The 23,148-nt window shown below is 68.3% G+C and carries 24 protein-coding genes and 1 pseudogene; 16 read left to right on the top strand and 9 right to left on the bottom strand.

Annotated features, from left to right (window positions below; all coding sequences use genetic code 11):
• The first annotated feature begins 66 nt into the window (after positions 1-66).
• The 4 genes from G6N66_RS21145 to G6N66_RS21130 are packed head-to-tail and all read left to right on the top strand — an operon-like array spanning position 67 to position 3,341.
• On the top strand, positions 67-1,131 hold the full coding sequence (locus G6N66_RS21145; RefSeq protein ID WP_139825047.1) for an NAD(P)H-dependent amine dehydrogenase family protein: 1,065 nt from the start codon (positions 67-69) through the stop codon (positions 1,129-1,131).
• A 1-nt stretch (position 1,132) separates the two neighbouring features.
• Positions 1,133-1,606, top strand: a complete 474-nt coding sequence (locus G6N66_RS21140) for an SRPBCC family protein (RefSeq protein WP_085231368.1) — start codon at positions 1,133-1,135, stop codon at positions 1,604-1,606.
• 5 nt (positions 1,607-1,611) lie between these two features.
• A complete protein-coding gene (locus tag G6N66_RS21135) occupies positions 1,612-2,481 on the top strand; it encodes a class II glutamine amidotransferase (RefSeq protein ID WP_085231352.1) in 870 nt (289 codons plus the stop codon).
• Positions 2,478-3,341: a patatin-like phospholipase family protein gene (locus G6N66_RS21130; protein ID WP_085231353.1), complete on the top strand. Its 864-nt coding sequence runs from the start codon at positions 2,478-2,480 to the stop codon at positions 3,339-3,341. The genes G6N66_RS21135 and G6N66_RS21130 overlap by 4 nt, the downstream gene beginning before the upstream one ends.
• On the opposite strand, the gene G6N66_RS21125 is transcribed toward G6N66_RS21130, so the two are convergent.
• Positions 3,330-4,325: a patatin-like phospholipase family protein gene (locus G6N66_RS21125; protein ID WP_085231354.1), complete on the bottom strand. Its 996-nt coding sequence runs from the start codon at positions 4,323-4,325 to the stop codon at positions 3,330-3,332. The genes G6N66_RS21130 and G6N66_RS21125 overlap by 12 nt on opposite strands.
• Before the next feature lie 63 nt (positions 4,326-4,388).
• Positions 4,389-4,823 (bottom strand): lipoprotein LpqV, encoded by a 435-nt coding sequence (locus G6N66_RS21120; RefSeq protein ID WP_085231355.1) that lies wholly within the window; start codon positions 4,821-4,823, stop codon positions 4,389-4,391.
• A gap of 111 nt (positions 4,824-4,934) precedes the next feature.
• Here G6N66_RS21120 and G6N66_RS21115 point away from each other — a divergent pair, with 111 nt between their 5' ends.
• From G6N66_RS21115 to G6N66_RS21105, 3 genes are read left to right on the top strand one after another with little or no spacing between them, the layout of a single operon-like run.
• Positions 4,935-5,483, top strand: coding sequence for a cupin domain-containing protein (locus G6N66_RS21115; RefSeq protein WP_085231356.1), 549 nt, complete (start codon positions 4,935-4,937; stop codon positions 5,481-5,483).
• On the top strand, positions 5,483-5,929 hold the full coding sequence (locus G6N66_RS21110) for a rhodanese-like domain-containing protein (RefSeq protein ID WP_085231357.1): 447 nt from the start codon (positions 5,483-5,485) through the stop codon (positions 5,927-5,929). The genes G6N66_RS21115 and G6N66_RS21110 overlap by 1 nt, the downstream gene beginning before the upstream one ends.
• A 49-nt stretch (positions 5,930-5,978) precedes the next feature.
• Positions 5,979-6,278, top strand: coding sequence for a CDGP domain-containing protein (locus tag G6N66_RS21105; protein ID WP_139825048.1), 300 nt, complete (start codon positions 5,979-5,981; stop codon positions 6,276-6,278).
• A gap of 33 nt (positions 6,279-6,311) precedes the next feature.
• On the opposite strand, the gene G6N66_RS21100 is transcribed toward G6N66_RS21105, so the two are convergent.
• From G6N66_RS21100 to G6N66_RS21090, 3 genes are read right to left on the bottom strand one after another with little or no spacing between them, the layout of a single operon-like run.
• Positions 6,312-8,033, bottom strand: a complete 1,722-nt coding sequence (locus G6N66_RS21100; RefSeq protein ID WP_085231358.1) for an alpha/beta hydrolase — start codon at positions 8,031-8,033, stop codon at positions 6,312-6,314.
• Positions 8,034-8,042: 9 nt separating this feature from the next.
• Entirely contained in the window at positions 8,043-8,816 is a 774-nt protein-coding gene (locus tag G6N66_RS21095) for an enoyl-CoA hydratase (RefSeq protein WP_085231359.1), read from the bottom strand.
• Positions 8,817-8,829: 13 nt separating this feature from the next.
• Complete coding sequence (locus tag G6N66_RS21090) at positions 8,830-9,867, bottom strand: enoyl-CoA hydratase/isomerase family protein (RefSeq protein WP_085231369.1); 1,038 nt, start codon at positions 9,865-9,867, stop codon at positions 8,830-8,832.
• 233 nt (positions 9,868-10,100) lie between these two features.
• On the opposite strand from G6N66_RS21090, the gene G6N66_RS21085 reads away from it, so the two are divergent.
• Positions 10,101-10,955, top strand: a complete 855-nt coding sequence (locus G6N66_RS21085) for a Bax inhibitor-1/YccA family protein (RefSeq protein ID WP_085231360.1) — start codon at positions 10,101-10,103, stop codon at positions 10,953-10,955.
• A 76-nt stretch (positions 10,956-11,031) separates the two neighbouring features.
• Here G6N66_RS21085 and G6N66_RS21080 read toward each other — a convergent pair whose 3' ends face one another.
• A complete protein-coding gene (locus G6N66_RS21080; RefSeq protein ID WP_085231361.1) occupies positions 11,032-12,249 on the bottom strand; it encodes an acetyl-CoA C-acetyltransferase in 1,218 nt (405 codons plus the stop codon).
• Between the two features lie 87 nt (positions 12,250-12,336).
• A pseudogene (locus G6N66_RS21075) lies at positions 12,337-13,176 on the bottom strand (SGNH/GDSL hydrolase family protein); the annotation flags it as partial.
• 256 nt (positions 13,177-13,432) lie between these two features.
• Between G6N66_RS21075 and G6N66_RS21070 the strand changes: the two are divergent.
• From G6N66_RS21070 to G6N66_RS21050, 5 genes are all read left to right on the top strand, one after another.
• Complete coding sequence (locus G6N66_RS21070) at positions 13,433-14,500, top strand: alpha/beta hydrolase (protein WP_085231363.1); 1,068 nt, start codon at positions 13,433-13,435, stop codon at positions 14,498-14,500.
• 38 nt (positions 14,501-14,538) lie between these two features.
• Positions 14,539-15,942, top strand: coding sequence for a cystathionine beta-synthase (locus G6N66_RS21065; RefSeq protein ID WP_085231364.1), 1,404 nt, complete (start codon positions 14,539-14,541; stop codon positions 15,940-15,942).
• A gap of 61 nt (positions 15,943-16,003) precedes the next feature.
• Positions 16,004-16,648 carry an RDD family protein gene (locus G6N66_RS21060; protein WP_163645896.1) on the top strand — a complete coding sequence of 215 codons (645 nt, stop codon included), beginning with the start codon at positions 16,004-16,006 and terminating at the stop codon, positions 16,646-16,648.
• A gap of 30 nt (positions 16,649-16,678) precedes the next feature.
• Positions 16,679-17,188 carry an RDD family protein gene (locus G6N66_RS21055; RefSeq protein ID WP_085230913.1) on the top strand — a complete coding sequence of 170 codons (510 nt, stop codon included), beginning with the start codon at positions 16,679-16,681 and terminating at the stop codon, positions 17,186-17,188.
• Between the two features lie 20 nt (positions 17,189-17,208).
• Positions 17,209-18,363, top strand: coding sequence for a cystathionine gamma-synthase (locus tag G6N66_RS21050; protein WP_085230912.1), 1,155 nt, complete (start codon positions 17,209-17,211; stop codon positions 18,361-18,363).
• A 19-nt stretch (positions 18,364-18,382) separates the two neighbouring features.
• Here G6N66_RS21050 and greA read toward each other — a convergent pair whose 3' ends face one another.
• Positions 18,383-18,877 (bottom strand): transcription elongation factor GreA, encoded by a 495-nt coding sequence (greA, locus tag G6N66_RS21045; protein WP_085230915.1) that lies wholly within the window; start codon positions 18,875-18,877, stop codon positions 18,383-18,385.
• Positions 18,878-19,237: 360 nt separating this feature from the next.
• Between greA and mca the strand changes: the two genes are divergently transcribed.
• From mca to G6N66_RS21030, 3 genes are read left to right on the top strand one after another with little or no spacing between them, the layout of a single operon-like run.
• Complete coding sequence (mca, locus tag G6N66_RS21040) at positions 19,238-20,110, top strand: mycothiol conjugate amidase Mca (RefSeq protein WP_085230911.1); 873 nt, start codon at positions 19,238-19,240, stop codon at positions 20,108-20,110.
• Positions 20,107-20,361 carry a hypothetical protein gene (locus G6N66_RS21035; RefSeq protein ID WP_085230910.1) on the top strand — a complete coding sequence of 85 codons (255 nt, stop codon included), beginning with the start codon at positions 20,107-20,109 and terminating at the stop codon, positions 20,359-20,361. Before mca ends, G6N66_RS21035 begins: the two co-directional genes overlap by 4 nt.
• The gene (locus tag G6N66_RS21030) at positions 20,348-22,336 is read left to right on the top strand and encodes a thioredoxin domain-containing protein (RefSeq protein WP_085230909.1); all 1,989 of its coding nucleotides are present in this window, start codon (positions 20,348-20,350) and stop codon (positions 22,334-22,336) included. Before G6N66_RS21035 ends, G6N66_RS21030 begins: the two co-directional genes overlap by 14 nt.
• On the opposite strand, the gene trhA is transcribed toward G6N66_RS21030, so the two are convergent.
• The gene (gene trhA / locus G6N66_RS21025; protein ID WP_085230908.1) at positions 22,333-23,073 is read right to left on the bottom strand and encodes a PAQR family membrane homeostasis protein TrhA; all 741 of its coding nucleotides are present in this window, start codon (positions 23,071-23,073) and stop codon (positions 22,333-22,335) included. The genes G6N66_RS21030 and trhA overlap by 4 nt on opposite strands.
• Positions 23,074-23,148 lie beyond the last annotated feature (75 nt).

Here is a 23,148-nt window from a genome sequence, read left to right as displayed (position 1 = left end):
CGAACCGATCGTAGTCGGGTGCGGTCCGGGTCCGTGGGCTTTTGGACCGCGCCGATGGTGTAGAACGTGTTCATGGGCCTGCGGGTGGTTCAATGGGCAACCGGATCGGTCGGGGTAGCGGCCATCAAAGGTGTGCTTGACCATCCGGAACTCGAACTCGTCGGCTGCTGGGTGCATTCCGGGGCCAAGGACAAGAAAGACGTCGGCGACCTCATCGGCACAGCACCGTTGGGAGTGACCGCGACCAATAGCGTCGACGACATCCTCGCGCTGGACGCCGACGCGGTGATCTATGCACCGTTGCTGCCCAGCGTTGACGAGGTCGCCGCGCTGCTGCGCTCGGGCAAGAACGTCGTGACGCCGCTCGGCTGGTTCTATCCGAGCGAAAGGGAAGCCGCGCCGCTGGAAGTCGCCGCGCAGGCCGGCAATGCGACGCTGCACGGCGCCGGCATCGGGCCCGGCGCGGCCACCGAACTGTTCCCGCTGCTGTTGTCGGTAATGTCCACCGGCGTGACTTTTGTTCGGGCCGAAGAGTTTTCCGACCTTCGCACCTACGGCGCCCCCGATGTGCTGCGCTACGTGATGGGTTTCGGCGGGACACCCGACAGCGCGCTGACCGGCCCGATGCAAAAGCTGCTCGACGGCGGCTTCGCCCAGTCGGTCCGGCTTTGTGTCGATCGGCTGGGCTTTGCCGCCGATCCACGGATCCGTACGGCACAGGAGGTGGCCGTCGCCACGGCGCCGATCGACTCGCCGATCGGAACGATCGAGCCGGGCCAGGTCGCCGGGCGTCGCTTTCACTGGGAAGCGTTGGTCGGCGACACGGTGGTGGTTCGGATCACGGTGAATTGGCTGATGGGTTCCGAAAACCTCGATCCGGCATGGTCTTTCGGCCCCGAAGGGGAACGCTACGAGATCGAGGTGCGCGGCAACCCGGACACCTTCGTGACGATCAAGGGATGGCAGCCGGAAAGCGTTGAGGCGGGATTGCAAAGCAACCCGGGAATCGTTGCGACCGCGGCACATTGCGTGAACGCGGTGCCCGCGACCTGCGCCGCACCCGCGGGCATTCAAAGCTTCTTCGACCTGCCGCCGATCACCGCCCGTGCGGCCCCGCACCTGGGGCGCTGACATGGCACGGTCTGTCACCGTCGAGCAATCGCGGGCCATACCCGTCGCGGTTGAGGATGCGTTCAATCGCACGCTGCCCCTGCCGCTTCCGGTGCTTTTCTCGCACTGGTATGGGCCGATCGCACCGATCAAGGCGGTCCGGGATCAGACGGGTGAGTGGGACCGCGCCGGCCAGACCCGCACCGTGACAATGGTCGGCGGTGGCTGCATGCGCGAGGAATTGACCAGCGTGGACCCGCCACGGTCGTTCGGCTACACACTCTCGTCCATCAAGGGGCCGCTGGCCGCGCTGGTCGGCTCGATCGACGGCACCTGGAGCTTCACCGTTGCCGGCACCGGGACCACGGTGACCTGGCAGTGGATCCTGCATCCGAAATCGGCCCTCACCGCACCGGCGCTGCCGCTGCTCGGCAGGATATGGCAGGGCTACGCGCGCCGAGCCCTCGCGACCCTGTCCGAACTGTTGGCGAGCTGAACCAGATGTGCCGACTGTTTGGCTTGCACGCCGGCAAAGACGTTTGCGCCGCGACGTTTTGGTTGCTGGACGCGCCGGACAGCCTGTCGGAACAGAGCAGGAGAAATCCGGACGGCACGGGCCTGGGCGTCTTCGACGAACAGGGCCGCCCGCAGGTGTACAAGCAGCCCATAGCGGCTTGGCAGGACATCGATTTCGCCACCGAGGCCCATCGACTGACCGGCAGCACCTTCATCGCCCACGTCCGCTATGCGACCACCGGCTCGCTCGACGTCCACAACACCCACCCGTTTCTGCAGGACGACCGGATCTTCGCGCACAACGGCGTGCTCGAGGGGCTGGACGCGCTCGACGAACGGCTGCGCGAGGTGGGCACCGCCGACCTGGTGCTGGGCCAGACCGATTCCGAGCGGGTGTTCGCGTTGATCACCGCAGCGGTCCGTGCGCGGGACGGTGACGTCACCGCGGGCCTGGTGGACGCCATGGGTTGGCTCGCCGCGAACGTGCCGATCTATGCGGTCAACGTGCTGCTCTGCACGGGCACCGACATGTGGGCGTTGCGTTACCCGGAGCCCAACGAGCTCTATGTGTTGGACCGCCGCCTGGACGGTGCACCGGAATTCGACATGCATACCAAGCGAATTCGCGCCTGGTCCGAGCCGCTGTGTGCCCGGTCGTCGGTGGTGTTCGCCACCGAGCGGATGGACGACGATCCACGCTGGAGCCTGATCGCGCCGGGGGAGCTGGTCCACGTCGACGCCGGGCTGCGGGTCACCCGAGACGTGGTGCTGCCCGACCCGCCCAGACACCAGCTCCATCGCGACGATCTCAGCGCATCGGTGCAGCGGGCACAACACACCGGTAGATCGGCATGACCCGACGCGCGCTGGTGCTCGCGGGCGGCGGGCTGGCGGGAATCGCTTGGGAGACAGGCATTTTGTGTGGCATCGCCGACGAGTCACCGACGGCGGCCCGGCTGCTGCTGGACTCGGACGTGCTGATCGGCACGTCGGCCGGTTCGGCGGTCGCGGCGCAAATCAGCAGCGGCCGTTCGCTCGAGGAGTTGTACGCGCGTCAGGTCGCCGAGACGTCCGCCGAGATGGATCCCGGCGTCGACATCGAGGCCATCACCGCGCTGTTTCTCACCGCCCTGAGTGACTCAAATACCCTGGGAAACAAGAGGATTCAGCAGATGCAGCGGATCGGGGCGGTGGCATTGACGACCGAGACCGTGCCCGAGCCCGTCCGCCGTGACGTGATCGCCCAGCGCCTGCCGTCGCACGACTGGCCGGATCGGGAGTTGCGTCTCACCGCGATTGACACGGCGACCGGCGAGCTCGTCGTCTTCGATCGTGAGTGGGGCGTGGGCCTCGTCGACGCGGTCGCGGCCAGTTGCGCGGTGCCCGGCGCGTGGCCGCCGGTGACGATCGCGGGGCGGCGCTACATGGACGGCGGCGTTGGCAGCTCGGTCAACCTCGACGTCGCCGGCGATTGCGACGCGGCGGTGATCCTGGTCCCGTCCGGGGCCGACGCGCCGTCGGCGTTCGGTCCCGGGCCGGCCGCCGAGATCGCCGGAGCCAGGTTTTCGGTGTGCAGCGTGTTCGCCGACGACGCCGCGCTGGCCGCGTTCGGGCCCAACCCACTGGATCCGCGCTGCCGCATCGTTTCGGCCAAGGCCGGACGCGAGCAAGGCCGCCGCGAGGCGCCGGCCGTCGCGCGCTTTCTAGGGGTCTGAGCCCGCGTTCTCGAACGCGTCCAGCGCCCGCATGGTCAGCTCGCGGCCCACCGCGATCACCTCCACCGCACGGTGAAATTCCAGGCTGCGACACGTCGTTCGGGGCACCTCGATCAGCAGGTCGGGCGGATAGGCCGCCAGGGTGTGGCGCGCCAGCGCGGATTGCGCGATATCGATCGTCCGATTCATCACGTCGAAGCTGCCCAGCTTCGGCATATCCGGCGCGGCGTCCAGACCGTCCGGGGGTGGCGCGTCCGACAAGCCGTCCGACTCGGGCACGCTCGCGCCGAACCTGCCCAGCACCGCCCGCGCCGTCGGCCGGTCGAGCAACGCCTTGGCCGCATTGATGTCGAACAGCGCGGTGGTGCTGCGGACCATTCGGGTCAACCACTCGGTGGTGATGCCCGGCTCCGCGTCGCGCGTGGCGCCGGGTTCGCTGCCGTTCAGGCTCACCGCGACGGTCAGATCGGCGTTGACCGCGGCGATCGGCGCCATCGGCAGCGGGTCCAGGATGCCGCCGTCGGCCAGCAGGCGCCCGCCGATTTCGTGCGGGGCGATCAGCCCGGGAATCGCGATGGACGCCCGGATGGCGGCGTCGACGGGCCCGCGCTGAAACCACACCGACTTGCCCGCCAGCAGGTCGGTCGCCACCGCGGTGTAGGGGATGGGCAGTTCCTCGATGGCGACCGGGCCCAGAATGTCGCGCACCTCGTCCAGAATCTTTTCGGCCCGCAGCACCCCGGCCGCGCTGATCGACGGGTCCAGCAGCCGCAGAATGGTGCGCTGCGTCAGCGATTTCGCCCAGGCGGCCAGTTCGTCGAGGCGTCCGGCGGCCTGCACGCCGCCGACCAGAGCACCCATCGACGAGCCGGCGATCCCGACGATCTCGTAGTCGCGCTCGCGCAGCGCCTCGATCACCCCGATGTGGGCGTACCCGCGGGCGCTGCCGCTCCCGAGGGCCAGCGCGACACGAGTCCCCGACATTGGATCATTCTGCACTTTCGTGCACGCGTGATCGCAATTACCGAGCGGGCCGGATCGGGCCCGTCATCCGCATTCGTCGTTGGCCGCCGCGTGCGCCGCGGTGATGACCGCCGCCTGGCGCGCCGGGGTCAGGTCGGCCCACAGCGTGTTCCAGCTGCCGGCGGTGGGCGACGTCGCCGTCTGCACCATCGCCAGGTAGGGCTCGAAGAGCGACTCGCCGGTCTTGGGCTGGGCGGCCATCCACAGTTTTGCCGCGTGACAGGCCTGGAAGTACTCCTCCTCGGTCGAATCGGCCGGGACGTCGACGCGCGTGGTGATGCCGGCCGGGGAGAGGCCGACGGCGCCCGGGGGCGGCGTCGCCGAGGCCACCGACGTCCGTGCCGGTGGCGCCGACGGCTGGACGGCCTTGCCGCCGACGGCGCCGTGCGAGCAACCCGCGACCGCGAGCAGACCGGCCGTGAGAACGAGGGTGTCCCAACGCAGGGGGCGGCGGCGCATCCGTTCAATCTATGCAAGACTGTCGGCGTGATCGAGTGGTTCGGATTTTGTGAGTGTTGTCGGCCCTAACGCGCCGCCGCTTGCCCCATCCGTTCACCCTGGAGCTCGTTCATGTCTCTGTCCGTTGTTGTGCCGTCCGTGAGCGCCGCCCCGTCGCCGGGACCGACCCGGCTGCGGGTGCCCGATCTCCTGCACGCCACCGACCAAGCCGCCGACGATGTGCTCAGCGGTCGGTGCGACCACCTGCTGCCGGCCGGCGGTGTGCCCGACGGAGAGCGATGGTTTACCCGCATCCACGGCGACGACGAGCTGGATGTCTGGTTGATCAGCTGGGTTCCCGGGCACGCGACCGAGTTGCACGATCACGGCGGCTCGTTGGGCGCGCTGACCGTACTGTCCGGCTCGCTCAACGAATTCCGTTGGGATGGAACGCGATTGCGACGCCGCCGGCTCGACGCCGGCGATCAGGCCGGCTTCCCGTTGGGCTGGGTGCACGACGTGGTGTGGGCGCCGCGGCCGGTTCCGGTCCCCGTGCAGCCGACGCTGAGCGTGCACGCCTACTCGCCGCCGCTGACCGCGATGTCCTACTACGAGATCACCGACCGTAATACCTTGCGCCGCCAGCGCACTGAACTGACCGACCAACCCGAGGGGCAGTGATGAGCCGAATCGATCGGGTGCTGGACCGGGCCCGCGGCCGTTATCGGCGGCTATCCGCCGACGAGGTGCCCGCCGCGCTGCGGCGCGGCGCCGTGCTCGTCGACATCCGGCCCCAGTCGCAGCGCGCCCGCGAAGGCGAGGTGCCCGGCGCGCTGGTCATCGAGCGCAACGTGCTGGAATGGCGTGTCGACCCGACCAGCGACGCCCGGCTGCCGCAAGCCGTTGACGACGACGTCGAGTGGGTCATCGTGTGCTCGGAGGGCTACACGTCCAGCCTGGCGGCGGCGGCGCTACTGGATCTGGGCCTGCACCGCGCCACCGACGTCGTCGGCGGCTACCACGCGCTGGCCGACGCCGGCGTGCTGGCGCGGCTCGGCGGTGGCTCGGGCCGTGCCCGGCTGGAAGTGCTCGCGAATGTCGGTACGCCCGTTCGACGCTGGATCTAGCTCACCGTAAAAGTGGCACGCCAAGAACCTCCTGTCGTAATCTCCACCAATGAAAAACGCAATCTCGGGACTTGCGGCGTCGGCATTGGTCGGTGGACTGATAGGTGTGGGCGTCGCGCTGGCGCCTCCGGCATCGGCGGGATGTCAGCCCGGCGACCCGCTGGAGTCGTTCTGCGACTTCCCCGTCCGGCCCAACGGAACCTGGCAGCGCTGTCATGAGGCGCCCGGCGGGCCGGTCATGGACGGCCGTGTCGTGGGTGAACTCCCGCCGATAGAGGAATGCTTCCTGGTGGACCCGAGTCTGCCCTGGCCTCCCGCAAACGTCGGCCCGCACTTCCATATCGACTAGCACACATCGACTAGCGCACATCGACTGCGGGACTTACCCGCTCGAGCCGCCAGAGGCGTTGCTGTGCAGCAGCGGCCGCAGCTTGGCGGTCTTGGCCGGCGTCCAGCCGGGCGGCGACAGCACCTCGGCCCAGCCGTCGGCGACGTCGGCGACATAGTGGTGCCCGTGCCCGTCCGGCACGTCGACCGCGACCGCCATGTCGGCCGAAACCTGCAGGAACGTCACCACCGGGATCCAGCGCGTCTCGGGAAGCACGTCGTAGCCCCGTTTTTCGGCCAGCCAGTCCGGCCTGCTGAACAGCAGATCCGGAGTCCACCACGCGATCGGATCCGAGGCGTGCTGCAGATAGACCGCCCGCGGCCGGCCCCAGTCCGAAGGCGGGCGTGCCAAATCGCTTGGGCGAGCAATGAATCGGACGTGCCGGCCGTGATCGTAGATGGGCAGCCACTCCGGCGAACCGGGGTCGCGAGTCGCGGTCAGCTGCGTCCAGATGGTGTTGTTGAACGTCGGACCGCTGAACAAGGCACCGTCGGTGCGGGCGAGGACATTGTTCAGGCTCATGAACGAGGCCTCGCCGCCGAAGGACCCCAGACTCTCGCCGAACACGACGACCTTGGGGCGCATGGATTCCGGCATCTGGCGGACCAGCTTGTCGACCGCCTCGAACAAGGCCTGCCCCGCGCGGCGCGCGTTCTCCTTGTCCACCAGAAACGACAGCCAGCTCGGCAGGTACGAATACTGCATGCTCACGATCGCGGTGTTGCCGTTGTACATGTACTCCAGCGCGTCGGCTTCGGCCTCATTGATCCAGCCGGTGCCGGTGGTGGTGGCGACCGCGACGACGGCGCGGCTCAGCCCGCCGGTGCGCTCGAGTTCCCGCGCGGCCAGCTCCGCGGTCGCTTCGATGCCGTCGGCGGAGTCCAGCCCGGCGTATGCCCGGATCGGCTCTAGCGCGTCGGCCCCGTTGAACGCCGTCAGCTGCTGCACGGTGGGACCGGCCTGGACGAAGATCCGGCCTTGATGGCCCAGCGAATTCCACGACACCAGCGACTCCGGGCCGCCCGATCGCAGCCGCGAATGCGGTTGCGCGATACTGGCATTCATCTCGTCGTTGACCGAGGCGAAGGTGCCGTTCAGTTCCCGCATGGCAAACTTGATCACGACCCCGTTGAGCAGCATGACCGTCAGCGTTACGAGCAGCACCACGACGATCGTGGCTGACACGCGAAACGGCGCGATCCGGTCGACCTGTCCGACCAGAAAGATGATCAGTCGTCGGATCAACTGGCCGATTTCGACGAAGGTGAACAGCACGATCACCCCGAGGATCGCGGCCTCCGGGTAGTCGTACCACTTCAGGTGCTCGACCCCCATCAGGTCGCGCACGCGGTCCTGCCAGACGTGGAATCGCACGGCCATGACGGCCTGGCCGATCACCCCGACCGGAATCAGCACCTTCCACGCCCAACTCGGCGGTGGCGGGCTGGAATTTTTGGAACGCATGTAGCGGACCAGCCAGACCGAAAAGACGCCCAGCCCATACCCGATGGCACCGGAGATGCCGCTGACGATGCCCTGGAACAACGCGCCGCGCGGCAGCAGCGACGGAGTCATGGAAAACCAGATGAAGATCAGGCCAATGGCGGTGCCGGTGAACGTGTAATGCCGAATCCACCAGGGGCGCGTGGCTTTTCGCGGCTCCAGGGCAGGGGTTGCTTCCGGGACGTCCTCTTCGGTGTCGGTTGTCGAGCTCACCGGGGTTGCTTACCGGTGGGTGAAATTGGGGGGACGTTTCTCGATGAACGCGGCCATTCCCTCGGACTGATCGTGGGTGGCGAAGGTGGAGTGGAAAAGTCGGCGTTCGTAGAGCAGCCCCTCGGACAGCGTCGATTCGAAGGCCCGGTTGACGGCTTCCTTGGCCATCCGGGCCGCCGACCGCGACATCTGCGAGATGGTGGTGGCGACGGCCTTGGCCTCGGTCAGCAGGTCGTCGGCGGGCACCACCCGCGAAACCAGGCCGCTGCGTTCGGCTTCGGCGGCGTCGATGGTGCGTCCGGTCAGGATCAGATCCATCGCCTTGGCCTTGCCGATGGCCCGGGTCAGGCGCTGCGAGCCGCCCATGCCGGGCAGCACGCCGAGCTTGATCTCGGGCTGGCCGAACTTCGCCGTGTCCGCCGCGATCAACACATCACACATCATCGCCAGCTCGCAGCCGCCGCCCAGCGCGTGCCCGGCCACCGCGGCGATCGTCGGGGTGCGCACGGCGGCCAGCTTGCCCCACAAGGCGAAGAAGTCCGCGTCGAAGGCGTCGGCGAAGCTCAGCTCGGACATCTCCTTGATGTCGGCGCCGGCGGCGAAGGCCCGTGCCGAACCCGTGATGATGATCGCCCCGATGCCGGGATCGTTGTCCAGTTCGGTTGCCGCGCTGGTCACTTCGTTCATCAGCTGACTGTTCAGCGCGTTGAGCGCCTTGGGCCGGTTCAGCGTGATGATGCCGACGCGCTCTTCGCGTTCGACGAGAATGGTTTCGTAGGTCATGCAGGTACCTTTCTCAGAAACTCAGGTCGTCGTCGACGGGGGCGAAATACGCGTCGACGTCGGCCGCGGTGACCGCGGCCAGCGTCGGTGGTGACCACTTGGGATTGCGATCCTTATCGATGATCTGAGCGCGGATCCCCTCCACCAGGTCGTGGGAGCGCGCCGACGCGGAAGACACCCGATAGTCTTGCACCAGAACATCTTCCAGCGTTTCCAGCTTGGCGGCGCGACGCACCGCGGCCAGCGCCACCGACACGGCGATGGGGGAGCGGCTGGCGATCAGGTCGGCCGCGTCGGCGGCCGGTCCGGGGCCGTGGCTGCGCAGCGCGGCCACGATGTCTTCGACGGTGTCGCCGGCGAAGCACTCGTCGATCCAATCACGTTGGGCGACAAGTTCACTCGGCGGAGGTTCGACGGCGTGATGGGCCAGCGCCCCCGCGATGCCGTCGGCGACGATCGCCGCGACGAACGCGTCGAGGTCGTCGTGCGGCACGTAATGGTCGGCGAATCCCATGGCGATGGCGTCGGCGCCGGAAAACGGCGCACCGGTCAGGGCGGCGTACAGGCCCAGCCCGCCGGGCGCCCGCGACAGCAGATACGCGCCGCCAACGTCGGGGATGAAGCCGATGCCGACCTCGGGCATGGCGATCTTGGACCGGTCGGTCACCACCCGGGTGTTCGCGTGCGCGCTGACGCCGACGCCGCCACCCATCACGATGCCGTCCATCAACGAGACGAAGGGCTTTTTGAACCGGCCGATCTGGGCGTCGAGGCGATACTCGTCGCGCCAGAACCGCCGCGTCTCGACCCCGTCGGCCTTGGCGCTGTTGTAGACCGCCACCACGTCGCCGCCGGCGCACAACCCGCGGTCACCGGCGCCGGCGAGCACCACAGTGCGCACCGACTCGTCGCGCTCCCAGCGGATCAGCACGGTGCTCAGCAGCTCGACCATCGTCTGGGTGAGCGAGTTGATCGCCTTGGGCCGGTTGAGCGTGATGAAGCCGACGCCCCCGTCGACACGTGTCAGGACCTCGTCGGATTCCCCGGTCACGGCCTCAGTCACGCAAAATCTCCCATCGCCGGAAGTTGTCCCAGAGTTTGACGAGCAATCTAGATCGTGACTCGCTCGCAGATACCCGCGGGGCTAGGGTTTAAAGGGTCCGATCCGTAACGGTTGCGCAAAAATGAGCGAAACCGGCGGTCAGCAGGGAACCCGGGCGCGACACTGGTCGTTGAGCAGGTGTTCGCACAGCTCGAACCACAGTCACAAGAGAGGATCCGACGGTGCGGGAGACAAGCAACCCGATTTTCCGGTCGCTGCCCAAGCAGCAGGGCGGATATGCGCAATTCGGCACTGGCGCGGCCCAGATGCAGCCGGGGTACTACCAGGCGGACCCCTACGCGGCGGCCCCGTACCGGGAGGCCAAGGCAACCCGCCCGCTGACCATCGACGACGTCGTCACCAAGACCGGCATCACGCTGGCGGTGTTGACGCTCTCGGCCGTCGTGTCCTTCTTCCTGGCGTCGAACAACCTCGCGCTGGCGGCGCCGCTGACCTTCATCGGCGCCTTCGGCGGCCTGATCCTGGTGCTGATCGCCACCTTCGGCCGCAAGCAGGACAGCCCGGCGATCGTGCTGAGCTACGCCGTGCTCGAAGGGCTGGCCCTCGGCGCCATTTCGTTGCTGCTGACGTTCCAGGTATCGGTGGGCCAGGGGCGCTCGGTCAACGCCGGGGCGATGATCGGCGAGGCCGTCCTGGGCACCCTCGGCGTGTTCTTCGGCATGCTCGTCGTCTACAAGACCGGCGCCATCCGGGTCACCCCCAAATTCACCCGCATGGTGGTCGCCGCCCTGTTCGGCGCGGTGTTCCTGATGCTCGGCAACCTGGTGCTGGCGATGTTCACCCACGGCACCGGCCTGGGCCTGCGCAGCGGCGGGCCAATCGCGATCATCTTCTCGCTGGTCATGATTGGCATCGCGGCGTTCAGCTTCCTGATCGACTTCGACGCGGCCGACCAGATGATCCGCGCCGGTGCGCCCGAGAAGGCGGCGTGGGGCATCGCGCTGGGCCTGACCGTGACCCTGGTCTGGCTGTACCTCGAGATCCTGCGCCTGCTCAGCTACTTCCAGAACAGGTAGCCCGCTTCTGAGTTGAGTCTGCGTCCAGCGTGCGCTTCACTCGCACTTTTGCGCGCTGGACGCAGAGTCGACGCAATCAGGAAAGCCGCTCCAAGACCATCGCCATGCCCTGGCCGCCGCCGACGCACATGGTTTCCAGGCCGAAGGTCTTGTCGTGCGTCTGCAGGTTGTTCAGCAGCGTGGTGGCGATGCGCGCGCCGGTCATGCCGAACGGGTGGCCCAGGGCGATCGCCCCGCCGGACACGTTCAGCTTGTCCTCGTCGATGCCCAGCTCGCGCGCCGAGCCCAGCACCTGCACCGCGAACGCCTCGTTGATCTCGACCAGGTCGATGTCGTTGATCGACATGCCGGCGCGCGCCAAAGCCTGCTTGGACGCCTCGATCGGGCCCAGGCCCATGATCTCCGGCGACAGGCCGCTGACCCCAGTGGACACGATGCGCGCCAGCGGCGTCAGGCCCAGCTCCTTGGCCTTGGTGTCGCTGGTGATCACCAGCGCGGCGGCGCCGTCGTTGAGCGGGCAGGCGTTGCCCGCAGTGATCGTGCCGTTGGGCCGGAACACCGGCTTGAGCTCGCTGACCTTCTCGTAGGTGGTTCCCGCGCGCGGCCCGTCGTCCTTGCTGACCGTGCTGCCGTCGGGGAGCGTGACCGGGGTGATCTCGCGGTCGAAGAACCCGCTGTTGATCGCCTCCTCGGCCCGGTTCTGGCTGCGCACCCCCCAGTGGTCCTGGTCCTCGCGGCTGATGCCGGTCATGATGGCCACATTTTCGGCGGTTTGGCCCATCGCGATGTAAACGTCGGGGATGTTGCCGTCGGCGCGCGGGTCGTGCCATTCGTCGGCGCCGGCGGCCGCGGCGGTGGAGCGCTCCTGCGCCGCGTCGAACAGCGGGTTCTTGGTGTCCGGCAGGGAGTCGGAGTTGCCCTTGGCGAACCGGGACACGGTCTCCACGCCCGCGGAGATGAACGCGTCGCCCTCGCCGGCCTTGATCGCGTGGAACGCCATCCGGGTGGTCTGCAGCGACGACGAGCAGTACCGGTTGACCGTGGTGCCCGGCAGGAAGTCGTAGCCCAGCGCGACGGCGACGACGCGCGCCATGTTGAAGCCCTGCTCGCCGCCCGGCAGGCCGCAGCCCAGGATGAGGTCGTCGATCTGGTGCGGGTTGAGCGCGGGCACCTTGTCCAGCGCGGCCCGCACCATCTGGACGGCCAGGTCGTCCGGGCGCATGTTGACCAGCGAGCCCTTCATGGCGCGGCCGATCGGTGAACGGACAGCTGAGACGATGACGGCTTCCGGCATGACGGTTCCCTCCGATGGCGCCTGGATACGACCAGACAAATCTAGTCGTTAGCCGGAAACGTGCGACGACGCGGGTACCTGCGCCGGAGGCACTTCGACCGTCGGCACGCCGTCCTTTTCGCCCAACGCCGCGCACAGCACCGGCAGCAGCTGCTCGGCCGCGAGCGCATAGGCCGTTGGCGAGGGGTGGAAACCGTCGGCGGAGAACATCAGCTCCGGCGCGGCCCGGAATTGCCGCGCCAGCAGGCTTGCCAACGGCACCGGCACGCCGCCCGCCGCCTTGACCGCGGCGGCCTGGGCGCGGGCAAGCTGTGCACCCCGCGAATGCGCCAGCGAGCGCAGCGGCTGGGGGATGGCCGAGACCACACCGAGATCCGGGCAGGTGCCGACGACCACCACCGCACCGCGGTTGCGCAACTTGCGCACGCTCGCACCGAGCCGCCGCGCCGACTGGCTGATGCCGTTGAGCGCCGTGACGTCGTTGGCGCCGAGCATCATCACCGCGGCGTCCGGCGGCGGGCCGGCCACGAACATCGCGTCGACCTGGCCGGACACCCCCCGCGAGGTGGCGCCGACGATGGCCTTGGTGCTCAGCCGGACGCGCTTGCCGGTCCGCTCGGCCAACCCGCGCGCGATCAGCACGCCGGGCACCTCGTCGGCGGTGAAGCAGCCATAACCGGTGGCCGTCGAGTCGCCGAAGATCATCAGGTGCAAGTCGACGGGCATGCCGCGCTGCCACCGCTCCACCGGACCGCCGCCGGGGCCGTAGACGCCGTCGGCGCGGGGCGGGACGTCCCAGGACTTCGGGATGATGGTGCGCGCCTGCGTCGCCTGGCCCACCAGCAGGTTGCGCGCGCCCAGATAGGCCGTGCCCGTCGAGGCGAGTGCACCCACGGTGGCCAGCGCGATCGTCGAACGACGCCCCACCCGGATAGTCACCCGACCATTTTACGGCGGCTTTGGTAACGCTCGGGCGGATAGCTGAGAAATAACTCGATCACGGAGCGGACCAATTGTGGTATCAAATCAGCCTCTTCAAATGTTGTACCTAGCAACGGATGTCAAGCTAAATCCAACGGGTTGGCTAGCTGCCTCGGCAAACGGGATGAACCGGACGGCTGCCGGTCTCGTCACATGCTGTATCCGACTACAAAGACGTAGTTAGTGTCAGGAAGTGTTGAGCATGAGTGCACCCAGCGAGCTATCCGGCTCGCCCCGGATGGCCGTTCGCCCGCACGAGGTACTGCGCGCCCGGAGAGTCAAGGCACGCCGGTTCGCCGTCAGTGACGGCGCGCCGGTCGAGGTTCTCGAGTCCGGTCCCAGCGTCGCGGCACGGTTAGCTGCACTGGCGTCGCGCGCCACCGTCCGGCCGATTCTGTCGGCCGGCAGCCACGCACCGAACGCGCCCTGGCCGTGGGCCCTCATCGACATGACCGCCAAGGTGCTGCTGCCGGCGTCCGCCACCGTAAGGGCCAATGTGGCCTTGCCAAATGCCTCGGCTCAGTTGGTTCGCGCGCCCGGTGTGCTGCCCGCCGACGGCACCCGCCGGGTGATTCTCTACCTGCACGGCGGAGCCTTCCTGACCTGTGGCGCCAACTCGCACGGCCGGCTCGTCGAAACCCTATCGTCGTTTGCTGACGCGCCGGTATTGATCGTCAACTACCGCTTGCTGCCCAAGCATTCGATTGGCATGGCGCTCGACGACTGCCACGACGGCTACCGCTGGCTGCGCTCGCTCGGGTTCGACCCGGAGCAGATCGTGCTGGCCGGTGATTCCGCGGGCGGATACCTATCCCTTGCGCTGGCGCAACGTTTGCAAGAGCAGGGCGAGGAGCCTGCCGCGCTGGTGGTGATCTCGCCACTGCTACAACTAGCAAAGGAATCGAAGCAGGCTCACCCCAATATCAAAACCGACGCCATGTTCTCGGCAAACGCGTTCGACGCGCTCACCGGATTGGTTGCTAACGCCGCGGCAAAGCACATCGTCGACGGCAAACCCGAAGAAATCTACGAGCCGTTGGAGCACATCAAGCCCGGCCTGCCGCGGACCCTCATCCACGTGTCCGGATCCGAGGTCTTGCTGTGCGACGCGCAGTTGGCCGCCACCCGGTTGGCGGCCGCCGGAGTGCCGGTCGAGATCCGGGTGTGGCCCGGCCAGATTCACGACTTCCAATTGGCGGCGCCGATGGTGCCGGAGGCGCTGCGTTCGTTGCGCCAGATCGGCGACTACATCCGCGAGGCCACCGGGTAGACAGCGCCTCCGACGACGATGCCTGACACCATGGGTGCATGCGGATCGCGCAGCACATCAGTGAGCTCATCGGCGGTACCCCCCTTGTTCGGCTGAACACCGTCGTCCCCGACGGCGCGGGCACCGTGGTGGCCAAGGTCGAATACCTCAACCCGGGCGGCAGTTCCAAGGACCGCATCGCGGCCAAGATGATCGACGCGGCCGAGGCCAGCGGGCAGCTGAAGCCGGGCGGCACCATCGTCGAACCCACCTCGGGCAACACCGGTGTCGGTTTGGCCCTGGTGGCCCAGCACCGCGGTTACAAGTGCATCTTCGTCTGCCCCGACAAGGTCAGCGAGGACAAGCGCAACGTGTTGCTCGCCTACGGCGCCGAGGTGGTGGTGTGCCCGACCGCGGTGCCGCCCAACGATCCGCAGAGCTACTACAGCGTGTCCGACCGGCTCGTCGCCGAGATCGACGGCGCCTGGAAACCCGACCAGTACGCCAACCCGCAGGGGCCGGCCAGCCACTACGAGACCACCGGCCCGGAGGTGTGGGCCGACACCGACGGCCGGGTCACCCACTTCGTCGCCGGAATCGGCACCGGCGGGACGATCAGCGGCGCGGGCCGCTACCTCAAGGAAGTGTCGAACGGCGCGGTGCGCATCATCGGCGCCGACCCGGAGGGCTCGGTGTATTCCGGCGGCAGCGGCCGGCCCTACCTCGTCGAGGGCGTCGGTGAGGACTTCTGGCCGGCGGCCTACGACCCGACCGTGCCGGACCAGATCATCGCGGTGTCCGACTCCGACTCGTTCAACATGACCAGGCGGTTGGCCCGCGAAGAGGCGATGCTGGTCGGCGGGTCGTGCGGGATGGCGGTCGTCGCGGCGGTCAAGGTCGCCGAGGAGGCCGGGCCGGACTCGCTGGTCGTGGTGCTGCTGCCGGACGGCGGGCGGGGCTACATGTCGAAGATCTTCAACGACGGCTGGATGTCGTCCTACGGGTTCCTGCGCAGCCGCCTGGACGGGTCGCTCGACGAGCCCACCGTCGGCGACGTGCTGCGCCGCAAGTCCGGTGAGCTGCCCGACCTGGTGCACACCCACCCGTCGGAGACGGTGCGCGACGCGATCGGCATCCTGCGCGAGTACGGGGTGTCGCAGATGCCGGTGGTGGGCGCCGAGCCGCCGGTGATGGCCGGTGAGGTGGCCGGCAGTGTCTCCGAACGCGAGCTGCTCTCGGCGGTCTTCGAGGGCCGCGCCAACCTGGCCGACGCCGTCTCCCAGCACATGAGCCCGCCGCTGCCGATGATCGGCGCCGGAGAACTGCTCACGGCGGCGGGCAAGGCGTTGCGGGACTGGGACGCATTGATGGTGGTGGAGCAGGGCAAGCCCGTCGGGGTGATCACCCGGTATGACCTGCTGGGTTTTCTGTCCGACGGGTCTCGCGGAACAGGGCGACGTTAGCTGGGCGCTCAGGTAGTGTAATGCGGCCTGGTTCGACATCCCAGCAGCTGGAAGGTGTCAAATGACTGATCAACCGCCCCCCGGGTCCTACCCACCGCCTGCTGGTCCGCCCGGGTCACCGGGCGGGCAACAGCAACCACCCCCGCCGCCCGACGGCGGCTCGTATCCGCCGCCTCCCCCGTCGGCGGGCGGGTATGCGCCGCCCCCGCCCGGGCCGGCGGTCCGGGCACTGCCGACGGAGTCCTACACGCCGTGGCTCACGCGCGTGCTGGCCTACCTGATCGACAGCATCCCGATCGCCGTCGTCTACGGCATCGGCGCGCTGATTCAGGCCCTCACCCAGACCAAGTCCTGTTACGGCGGCGCAAGCCAGTACGACGTCACTCAGTACTGCGTCAGCCAGCCCAGCGGTATCGGCAACGCGGCGTACTGGTTGTCGTTGCTGCTGGTGTTCGCGTACTCGATCTGGAACTGGGGCTACCGCCAGGGCACTACCGGCTCGAGCGTCGGCAAGTCGGTGATGAAGTTCAAGGTGGTCAGCGAAACCACCGGCCAGCCCATCGGTTTCGGGATGTCGGTGGTCCGGCAACTCGCGCACATCGTCGACGGGATCATCTGTTACGTCGGTTACCTGTTCCCGCTGTGGGACGCCAAGCGGCAAACGCTGGCCGACAAGATCATGACGACGGTGTGCCTGCCGCTCTGACGCCACCGAGCGGACCCCGGTGCCGCGGCGGTGGCTGAGCCACTGCCGTTCGCCGAGGTCTCGACCGCTGCCATCGCCACGGTTTGGCAGCGTTTGCTGGCCCGCGTGATCGATGCGCTGGTCTACGGCGTCTTCTACGCGCTTTTCTTGGTGCTCGGCGCCACCGTGGTGTCCTCGGGCAGCGTCACTGATTTCCACGGCCACACCACGCTGCAGCATTTCGGCGTGGAGACCACCGGGTTGCTCGTGGCGGTTGCCGGCACGGCGGTGAGCGGCCTGGTCTACGAGTGGCTCATGCTGGCGTATACGGGCGCGACGCTCGGCAAGATGGCCGTCGGCATCAAGGTCGTCAATTCGGGTACGGGCCAAATCCTGAGCTTCGGGTCCGCCTTCGTGCGCCCGCTTGTTCCGTTGGCCGCCAGTGTGTTCTGCAGCCTGCTGGGGCTGCTCGTCTACGTGTCGCCGCTGTTCGACCGCTCCGGTCGGTTGCGGGGCTGGCACGACCGGGCGGCCGACGACGTGGTGATCAAGGTCCGCTGAGCGCACTACGCTGATCGTCGATGAGCCAACACGACGCATACTCCGGACTGGCCACCAAGGCCATCCACGCCGGCTACCGTCCGGACCCGGCCACCGGGGCGGTCAACGCGCCGATCTATGCCAGCAGCACGTTCGCCCAGGACGGCGTCGGCGGTCTGCGCGGCGGGTTCGAATACGCGCGCACCGGCAACCCGACGCGGGCCGCGCTGGAGGCCTCGCTGGCCGCGGTGGAAGGGGGCGCGTTCGGTCGGGCGTTCAGCTCCGGGATGGCCGCCACCGACTGCGCGCTGCGGGCCATGCTGCGGCCCGGGGACCACGTCGTCATTCCCGACGACGCCTACGGCGGCACCTTCCGGCTGATCGACAAGGTCTTCACCCAGTGGAACGTCGACTACACGCCGGTGCCGCTGCCCGACGTGGACGCGGTCCGCGCCGCCGTCACGCCCCGCACCCGGCTGGTGTGGGTGGAGACGCCGACCAATCCGCTGCTGTCCATCGCCGACATCGCCGCCATCGCGGAAATCGGCGCCCAGAGTTCGGCAAAGGTGTTGGTGGACAACACTTTCGCCTCGCCGGCGTTGCAGCAGCCGTTGACGTTGGGCGCCGATGTGGTGCTGCACTCCACCACCAAATACATCGGCGGGCACTCCGACGTGGTGGGCGGCGCGCTGGTCACCAACGACGAAGAGCTGGACCAGGCCTTCGGTTTCCTGCAGAACGGGGCCGGCGGGGTGCCCGGCCCGTTCGACGCCTACCTGACCATGCGCGGCCTGAAGACCCTGGTGCTGCGCATGCAGCGGCACAGCGAAAACGCTTTGGCCGTAGCCGAATTCCTCGCCGGGCAGCCATCGGTGAGCACCGTGCTGTATCCGGGTTTGGCCGGCCATCCCGGGCACCAGGTCGCCGCGCGGCAGATGTGCGGGTTCGGCGGCATGGTGTCGGTGCGGATGGCCGGCGGCCGCGCGGCCGCGGAGAAGCTGTGCGCCCGCACCCGCGTGTTCATCCTGGCCGAGTCGTTGGGCGGGGTGGAGTCGCTGATCGAGCACCCCAGCGCCATGACCCACGCGTCCACGGCCGGTTCGCAATTGGAAGTGCCCGACGACCTGGTGCGGCTGTCGGTCGGCATCGAGGACATCGCCGACCTGTTGGCCGACCTGGAACAGGCGCTCGGTTAGGACGCCGTCTTGCGGTCGATCAGGAGTGGTAGGGCTCCGCGGACAGCAGGGTGACCTTGACGGTGTTGCCGTTGGGCACTTGGTAGCTGCGCGTCTCGCCCACCTTGGCGTCGATCAGCGCGCTGCCCAGCGGTGAGTTCGGCGAGTACACCTCGAGCTTGCCGTTCTTGACGCCCTCCTGCCGGGTGGCGATGAGGAACGTCTCGCTGTCGGACTTGTCGTCGTTGTAGTAGACCTTGACCACCGAGCCTGGCAGTGCCACGCCGGACTGCTTGGGCGCCTCGCCGACCTTGGCGTTGTTGAGCAGGTCCTGCAGCTGGCGAATGCGGGCCTCCTGTTGGCCCTGCTCCTCGCGGGCGGCGTGGTAGCCGCCGTTCTCGCGCAGGTCGCCCTCCTCGCGGCGGTCGTTGATTTCCGCGGCGATGACCGGACGATTGGCGATCAGCTGATCGAGCTCGGCCTTGAGCCGGTCATGTGATTCCTGGGTCAACCAGGTCACCTGAGTGTCGGTCATCTCGTCGTGCTCCTCGTGTCTCGGCTTCGCGTATCCGCGCCAGCTTTCGGGCTCCGCTTGGGGGTGCCCGGTTCGCGCCCCGTGCCGCCTGCTCCGCTGTGTGCTGACGGGCATTAATGCAGCAATACACGGTCCCAGCCGGAACCGTGCATTCATCCATGTTACCACTGCGAGAACAAACGATGACTGTATATCCGCAGTTGAGGGTTTGTCGCTCGAACGCGACGCACGACGCCCGCCGCGACAATTCGGCGCTGGGCAAGCGCACATGCCCTCGGGAGTTGTCGGCTGGTGGGGAACTGGAAGTATGGGGTCACGAATCCTTTGGACAAGGACGGACAAGGACGGACAAGGGGACACGTGAGCGAACTGCGGTTGATGGCGGTGCACGCCCACCCCGACGACGAGTCCAGCAAGGGCGCGGCCACCCTGGCCCGCTACGCCGACGAGGGGCACCGCGTACTGGTGGTGACGTTGACCGGCGGCGAGCGCGGCGAAATCCTCAATCCGGCGATGGACCTGCCCGGCGTCCATGAGCACATCGACGAGATCCGCCGCGACGAGATGGCCAAGGCCGCCGAGATCCTCGGCGTCGAGCACCTTTGGCTCGGCTTCGTCGACTCCGGGCTGCCCAAGGGCGACCCGCCGCCCCCGCTGCCCGAGGACTGCTTCGCGCTGGTGCCGCTGGAGGTGTCCGTCGAGGCGCTGGTCCGCGTGGTGCGCGAATTCCGGCCGCACGTGATGACCACCTACGACGAGAACGGCGGCTATCCGCATCCCGATCACATCCGCTGCCATCAGGTGTCGGTCGGCGCCTACGAGGCGGCCGGCGACTACGCGCGGTTCCCCGACGCCGGCGAGCCGTGGAACGTGTCGAAGCTGTACTACAACCACGGCTTCCTGCGGGCGCGGATGCAGCTGTTCCACGACGAGTGCGTCAAGCACGGCCAGGAGGGCCCGTTCAAGCAGTGGCTCGAGCACTGGGATCCCGCCCACGACCCGTTCGAATCCCGCGTGACCACGCGCGTCGAATGCGCCGAATACTTCAGCCAGCGTGACGACGCGCTGCGCGCACACGCCACCCAGATCGACCCGAACCACGACTTTTTCGCGGTTCCGATCTCCTGGCAGCAGCGGTTGTGGCCGACCGAGGAATTCGAGTTGGCCCGCTCGCGGGTTCGGGTCCGCCTGCCCGAGGACGATCTGTTCGCCGGGATCGAGGACGACGGGTGAACCACGTTCTGCTCACCGTGATTGCTGACGGGGCGCCGCACAACCAAGGGCCGGACTTCGGCAAAGCCAGCCCGGTGGGGTTGCTGGTCATCGTGCTGTTGATCATCGCCACGGTGTTTTTGGTGCGCTCGATGAATCGGCAGCTGAAAAAGGTGCCCAAGTCATTCGACCGCGACCACCCCGAGCCCGACCAGGCCGCCGACGAGGGCACCGACCCGCGCGCAGCGGGCGCCGATGATGAGCCCGGCTGAGAACACGCTGGGCCGGGCCACCAGCCCGTACCTGCGCCAGCACGCCGACAACCCGGTGCACTGGCAGCAGTGGACGCCGCAGGCGTTGGCCGCGGCGGCCGCGCGCGACGTGCCGATCCTGCTGTCCATCGGCTACGCCGCGTGCCATTGGTGTCACGTCATGGCCCACGAGTCGTTCGAGGACGACACCGTCGCCGCCGCGATGAACGCGGGATTCGTCTGCATCAAGGTCGACCGCGAGGAACGCCCGGACATCGACGCGGTCTACATGAACGCCACCGTCGCGCTCACCGGGCAGGGCGGCTGGCCGATGACGTGTTTCCTGACGCCCGACGGCCGGCCGTTCTATTGCGGCACGTACTACCCGAAAGATGCTTTCCTGCAGCTTCTTTCGGCGGTATCTCAGACCTGGCGGGAGCGCCGCGGGGAGGTCGAAACCGCCTCCGACCATATCGCGGGTGAATTGCGTTCGGCCGCAACGTCATTGCCCACCGGCGGGCCCGAGGTGACGCCCGCGCTGTGCGACCACGCCGTCGCGGCGGTGCTGCGCGACCAGGACAGAACCTATGGCGGCTTCGGTGCGGCGCCGAAGTTCCCGCCGTCGGCGCTGCTGGAGGCGCTGCTGCGCAACCACGAGCGCACCGGGTCGGCGGCGGCGCTGGATGCCGTCGAGCACACCGGCGCCGCGATGGCCCGCGGCGGCATCTATGACCAACTCGCCGGCGGCTTCGCCCGGTACAGCGTCGACAACGCTTGGGTGGTACCGCATTTCGAGAAGATGCTGTACGACAACGCGCTGCTGCTGCGAGCGTATGCGCACTGGGCGCGGCGCACTTCGGATCCGTTGGCCGGCAGGGTCACCGCGCAGACCGCGCGGTTTCTGCTCGACGAGCTGGCCGATGCCGACATGTTCGTCTCGTCGTTGGACGCCGACGCCGCCGGGCAGGAGGGTTCCACCTATGTGTGGACCCCGGCGCAACTGGTCGAGGTGCTGGGCGACGACGACGGACGTTGGGCGGCAAACGTTTTCGGTGTCACCGAGGCCGGCACCTTCGAACACGGCGCGTCGGTGCTGCAGTTGCGGTCCGACCCGGACGATCGCGAAAGGCTGGACCGGGTTCGCGGCGCGCTGCTGGCCGCGCGGGCGACCCGGGCCCAGCCCGGCCGCGACGACAAGGTCGTCACGGCGTGGAACGGGCTGGCGATCACCGCGCTGGCCGAGGCTGGCGTGGCGCTGCAAGATCCCGGGCTGGTCGAAGCCGCCCACCGCTGCGCGACGACGCTGCTGGACACCCACGTCGTCGACGGCCGGCTGCGGCGCGCCAGCCTGGGCGGGGTGGTCGGCGACAGCGCCGCGATCCTGGAGGACCACGGGATGCTGGCCACCGGGCTGCTGGCGGTCTACCAGCTGAGCGGTGACGAGGCGTTGCTGACGGCGGCCACCGGGCTGCTGGACACGGCGCTGCAGCACTTCGCCGACCCGCAGCGGCCGGGCCATTGGTTCGACGCCGCCGACGACGCCGAGGCGCTGATGCTGCGGCCCGGCGACCCGATGGACGGGGCCACGCCGTCGGGAGCGTCGGCGATCACCGAGGCGCTGCTGACCGCCGCGCACCTGGTCGACGCCGGGCACGCCGAGCGGTATCTGCGGGCCGCCGGTGAGGCTTTGAGCGCGCATTCGGTGCTGCTGGAACGCGCGCCGCGCGCGGCCGGCCATTGGCTGGCGGTCGCCGAGGCCGCGGTGCGCGGCCCGCTGCAGATCGCCGTCGCGTGCGGGCCCGGCGCGCCGCTGCTGGCCGAGGCGCGCCGGCTGGCGCCCGGCGGCGCGATCGTCGTGGGAGGCGAAAAGGACTCGTCGGCACTGCTGGCCGGCCGCGGCCGGGTGGATGGCGCCGACGCGGCCTATGTGTGTCGCGGCCGGGTCTGCGACCTGCCGGTCACCGACGCGTCGGAGCTGAAGGCAGCGCTGAGTTAGAACACCACGAACCACATGGCGATGTAGTGGCAGATCGCCGCCACCGCCGTGCACGCGTGGAAGAACTCGTGATAGCCGAACGTCGCCGGCCACGGGTCGGGCCAGCGCACCGCGTACAGAACCCCGCCGATGCTGTACAGGGCGCCGCCGACGAACAGCAACACCATCGCGGCCACGCCGGCGTTGTGCAGGATTTCCCCGGTGTACCAGACCGCCACCCAGCCCAGCAGGATGTACAGCGGCACACCCACCCAGCGCGGCGCCGACGGCCAGAGCATCTTCAGCAAAATCCCGGCCAGCGCGCCACCCCACACGATCGCCAGCACCACATGCCCGTCGTGCGGCGACAAGGCCAGCAGCGCGAACGGGGTGTAGCTGCCCGCGATGAACACGAAGATCATCGAGTGGTCGGCGCGCTTCATCCATTTCTGCGCGGTCGCCGACTTCCACGGCACGCGGTGATAGGTGGCGCTGACGGTGAACATCAGGATGGTGGCGGCCGTGTAGGCAAACGTGGCGAGCCCGGCGCGAGTGGACCCCACCGCCCACGACACCGCGATCAGCGACGCCCCGGCGAAGACCGCGGTGCCCGCGGAATACACGTGGATCCAGCCGCGGAAACGAGGCTTGGTCAGAACCCGGGTGACGCCGTCGACGATCTGGTGTGCGGCATTGCTCACCGCGCCGGTCTGAACTTGGTCGTTGGGGCTGTTGACCGTGCTGGTCTGACCGCTCATTTCTCCCGTGCCCTGTTTGAAATTGCCACTGGCTCTTACTGATCACAGTATCCAGACCACAGTAGTGTGAATCCT

Origin of the sequence: Mycobacterium conspicuum, assembly GCF_010730195.1 — a bacterium.
GTDB lineage: Bacteria > Actinomycetota > Actinomycetes > Mycobacteriales > Mycobacteriaceae > Mycobacterium > Mycobacterium conspicuum.
Note: the sequence above shows the minus strand (reverse complement) of the source record. Positions and strands in the feature narration are given on the sequence as shown.

Excerpts from the sequence above, each read along its gene's own strand:
- G6N66_RS21065 (WP_085231364.1), top strand. The coding sequence starts at position 14,539 with ATGCGGATCGCGCAGCACATCAGTGAGCTCATCGGCGGTACCCCCCTT.
- G6N66_RS21115 (WP_085231356.1), top strand. The coding sequence starts at position 4,935 with ATGTCTCTGTCCGTTGTTGTGCCGTCCGTGAGCGCCGCCCCGTCGCCG.
- trhA (WP_085230908.1), bottom strand. The coding sequence starts at position 23,073 with ATGAGCGGTCAGACCAGCACGGTCAACAGCCCCAACGACCAAGTTCAG.
- G6N66_RS21130 (WP_085231353.1), top strand. The coding sequence starts at position 2,478 with ATGACCCGACGCGCGCTGGTGCTCGCGGGCGGCGGGCTGGCGGGAATC.
- G6N66_RS21095 (WP_085231359.1), bottom strand. The coding sequence starts at position 8,816 with ATGACCTACGAAACCATTCTCGTCGAACGCGAAGAGCGCGTCGGCATC.
- G6N66_RS21105 (WP_139825048.1), top strand. The coding sequence starts at position 5,979 with ATGAAAAACGCAATCTCGGGACTTGCGGCGTCGGCATTGGTCGGTGGA.
- G6N66_RS21140 (WP_085231368.1), top strand. The coding sequence starts at position 1,133 with ATGGCACGGTCTGTCACCGTCGAGCAATCGCGGGCCATACCCGTCGCG.
- G6N66_RS21050 (WP_085230912.1), top strand. The coding sequence starts at position 17,209 with ATGAGCCAACACGACGCATACTCCGGACTGGCCACCAAGGCCATCCAC.
- G6N66_RS21120 (WP_085231355.1), bottom strand. The coding sequence starts at position 4,823 with ATGCGCCGCCGCCCCCTGCGTTGGGACACCCTCGTTCTCACGGCCGGT.
- G6N66_RS21125 (WP_085231354.1), bottom strand. The coding sequence starts at position 4,325 with ATGTCGGGGACTCGTGTCGCGCTGGCCCTCGGGAGCGGCAGCGCCCGC.
- G6N66_RS21080 (WP_085231361.1), bottom strand. The coding sequence starts at position 12,249 with ATGCCGGAAGCCGTCATCGTCTCAGCTGTCCGTTCACCGATCGGCCGC.
- G6N66_RS21030 (WP_085230909.1), top strand. The coding sequence starts at position 20,348 with ATGAGCCCGGCTGAGAACACGCTGGGCCGGGCCACCAGCCCGTACCTG.
- G6N66_RS21135 (WP_085231352.1), top strand. The coding sequence starts at position 1,612 with ATGTGCCGACTGTTTGGCTTGCACGCCGGCAAAGACGTTTGCGCCGCG.
- greA (WP_085230915.1), bottom strand. The coding sequence starts at position 18,877 with ATGACCGACACTCAGGTGACCTGGTTGACCCAGGAATCACATGACCGG.
- G6N66_RS21110 (WP_085231357.1), top strand. The coding sequence starts at position 5,483 with ATGAGCCGAATCGATCGGGTGCTGGACCGGGCCCGCGGCCGTTATCGG.
- G6N66_RS21060 (WP_163645896.1), top strand. The coding sequence starts at position 16,004 with ATGACTGATCAACCGCCCCCCGGGTCCTACCCACCGCCTGCTGGTCCG.
- G6N66_RS21070 (WP_085231363.1), top strand. The coding sequence starts at position 13,433 with ATGAGTGCACCCAGCGAGCTATCCGGCTCGCCCCGGATGGCCGTTCGC.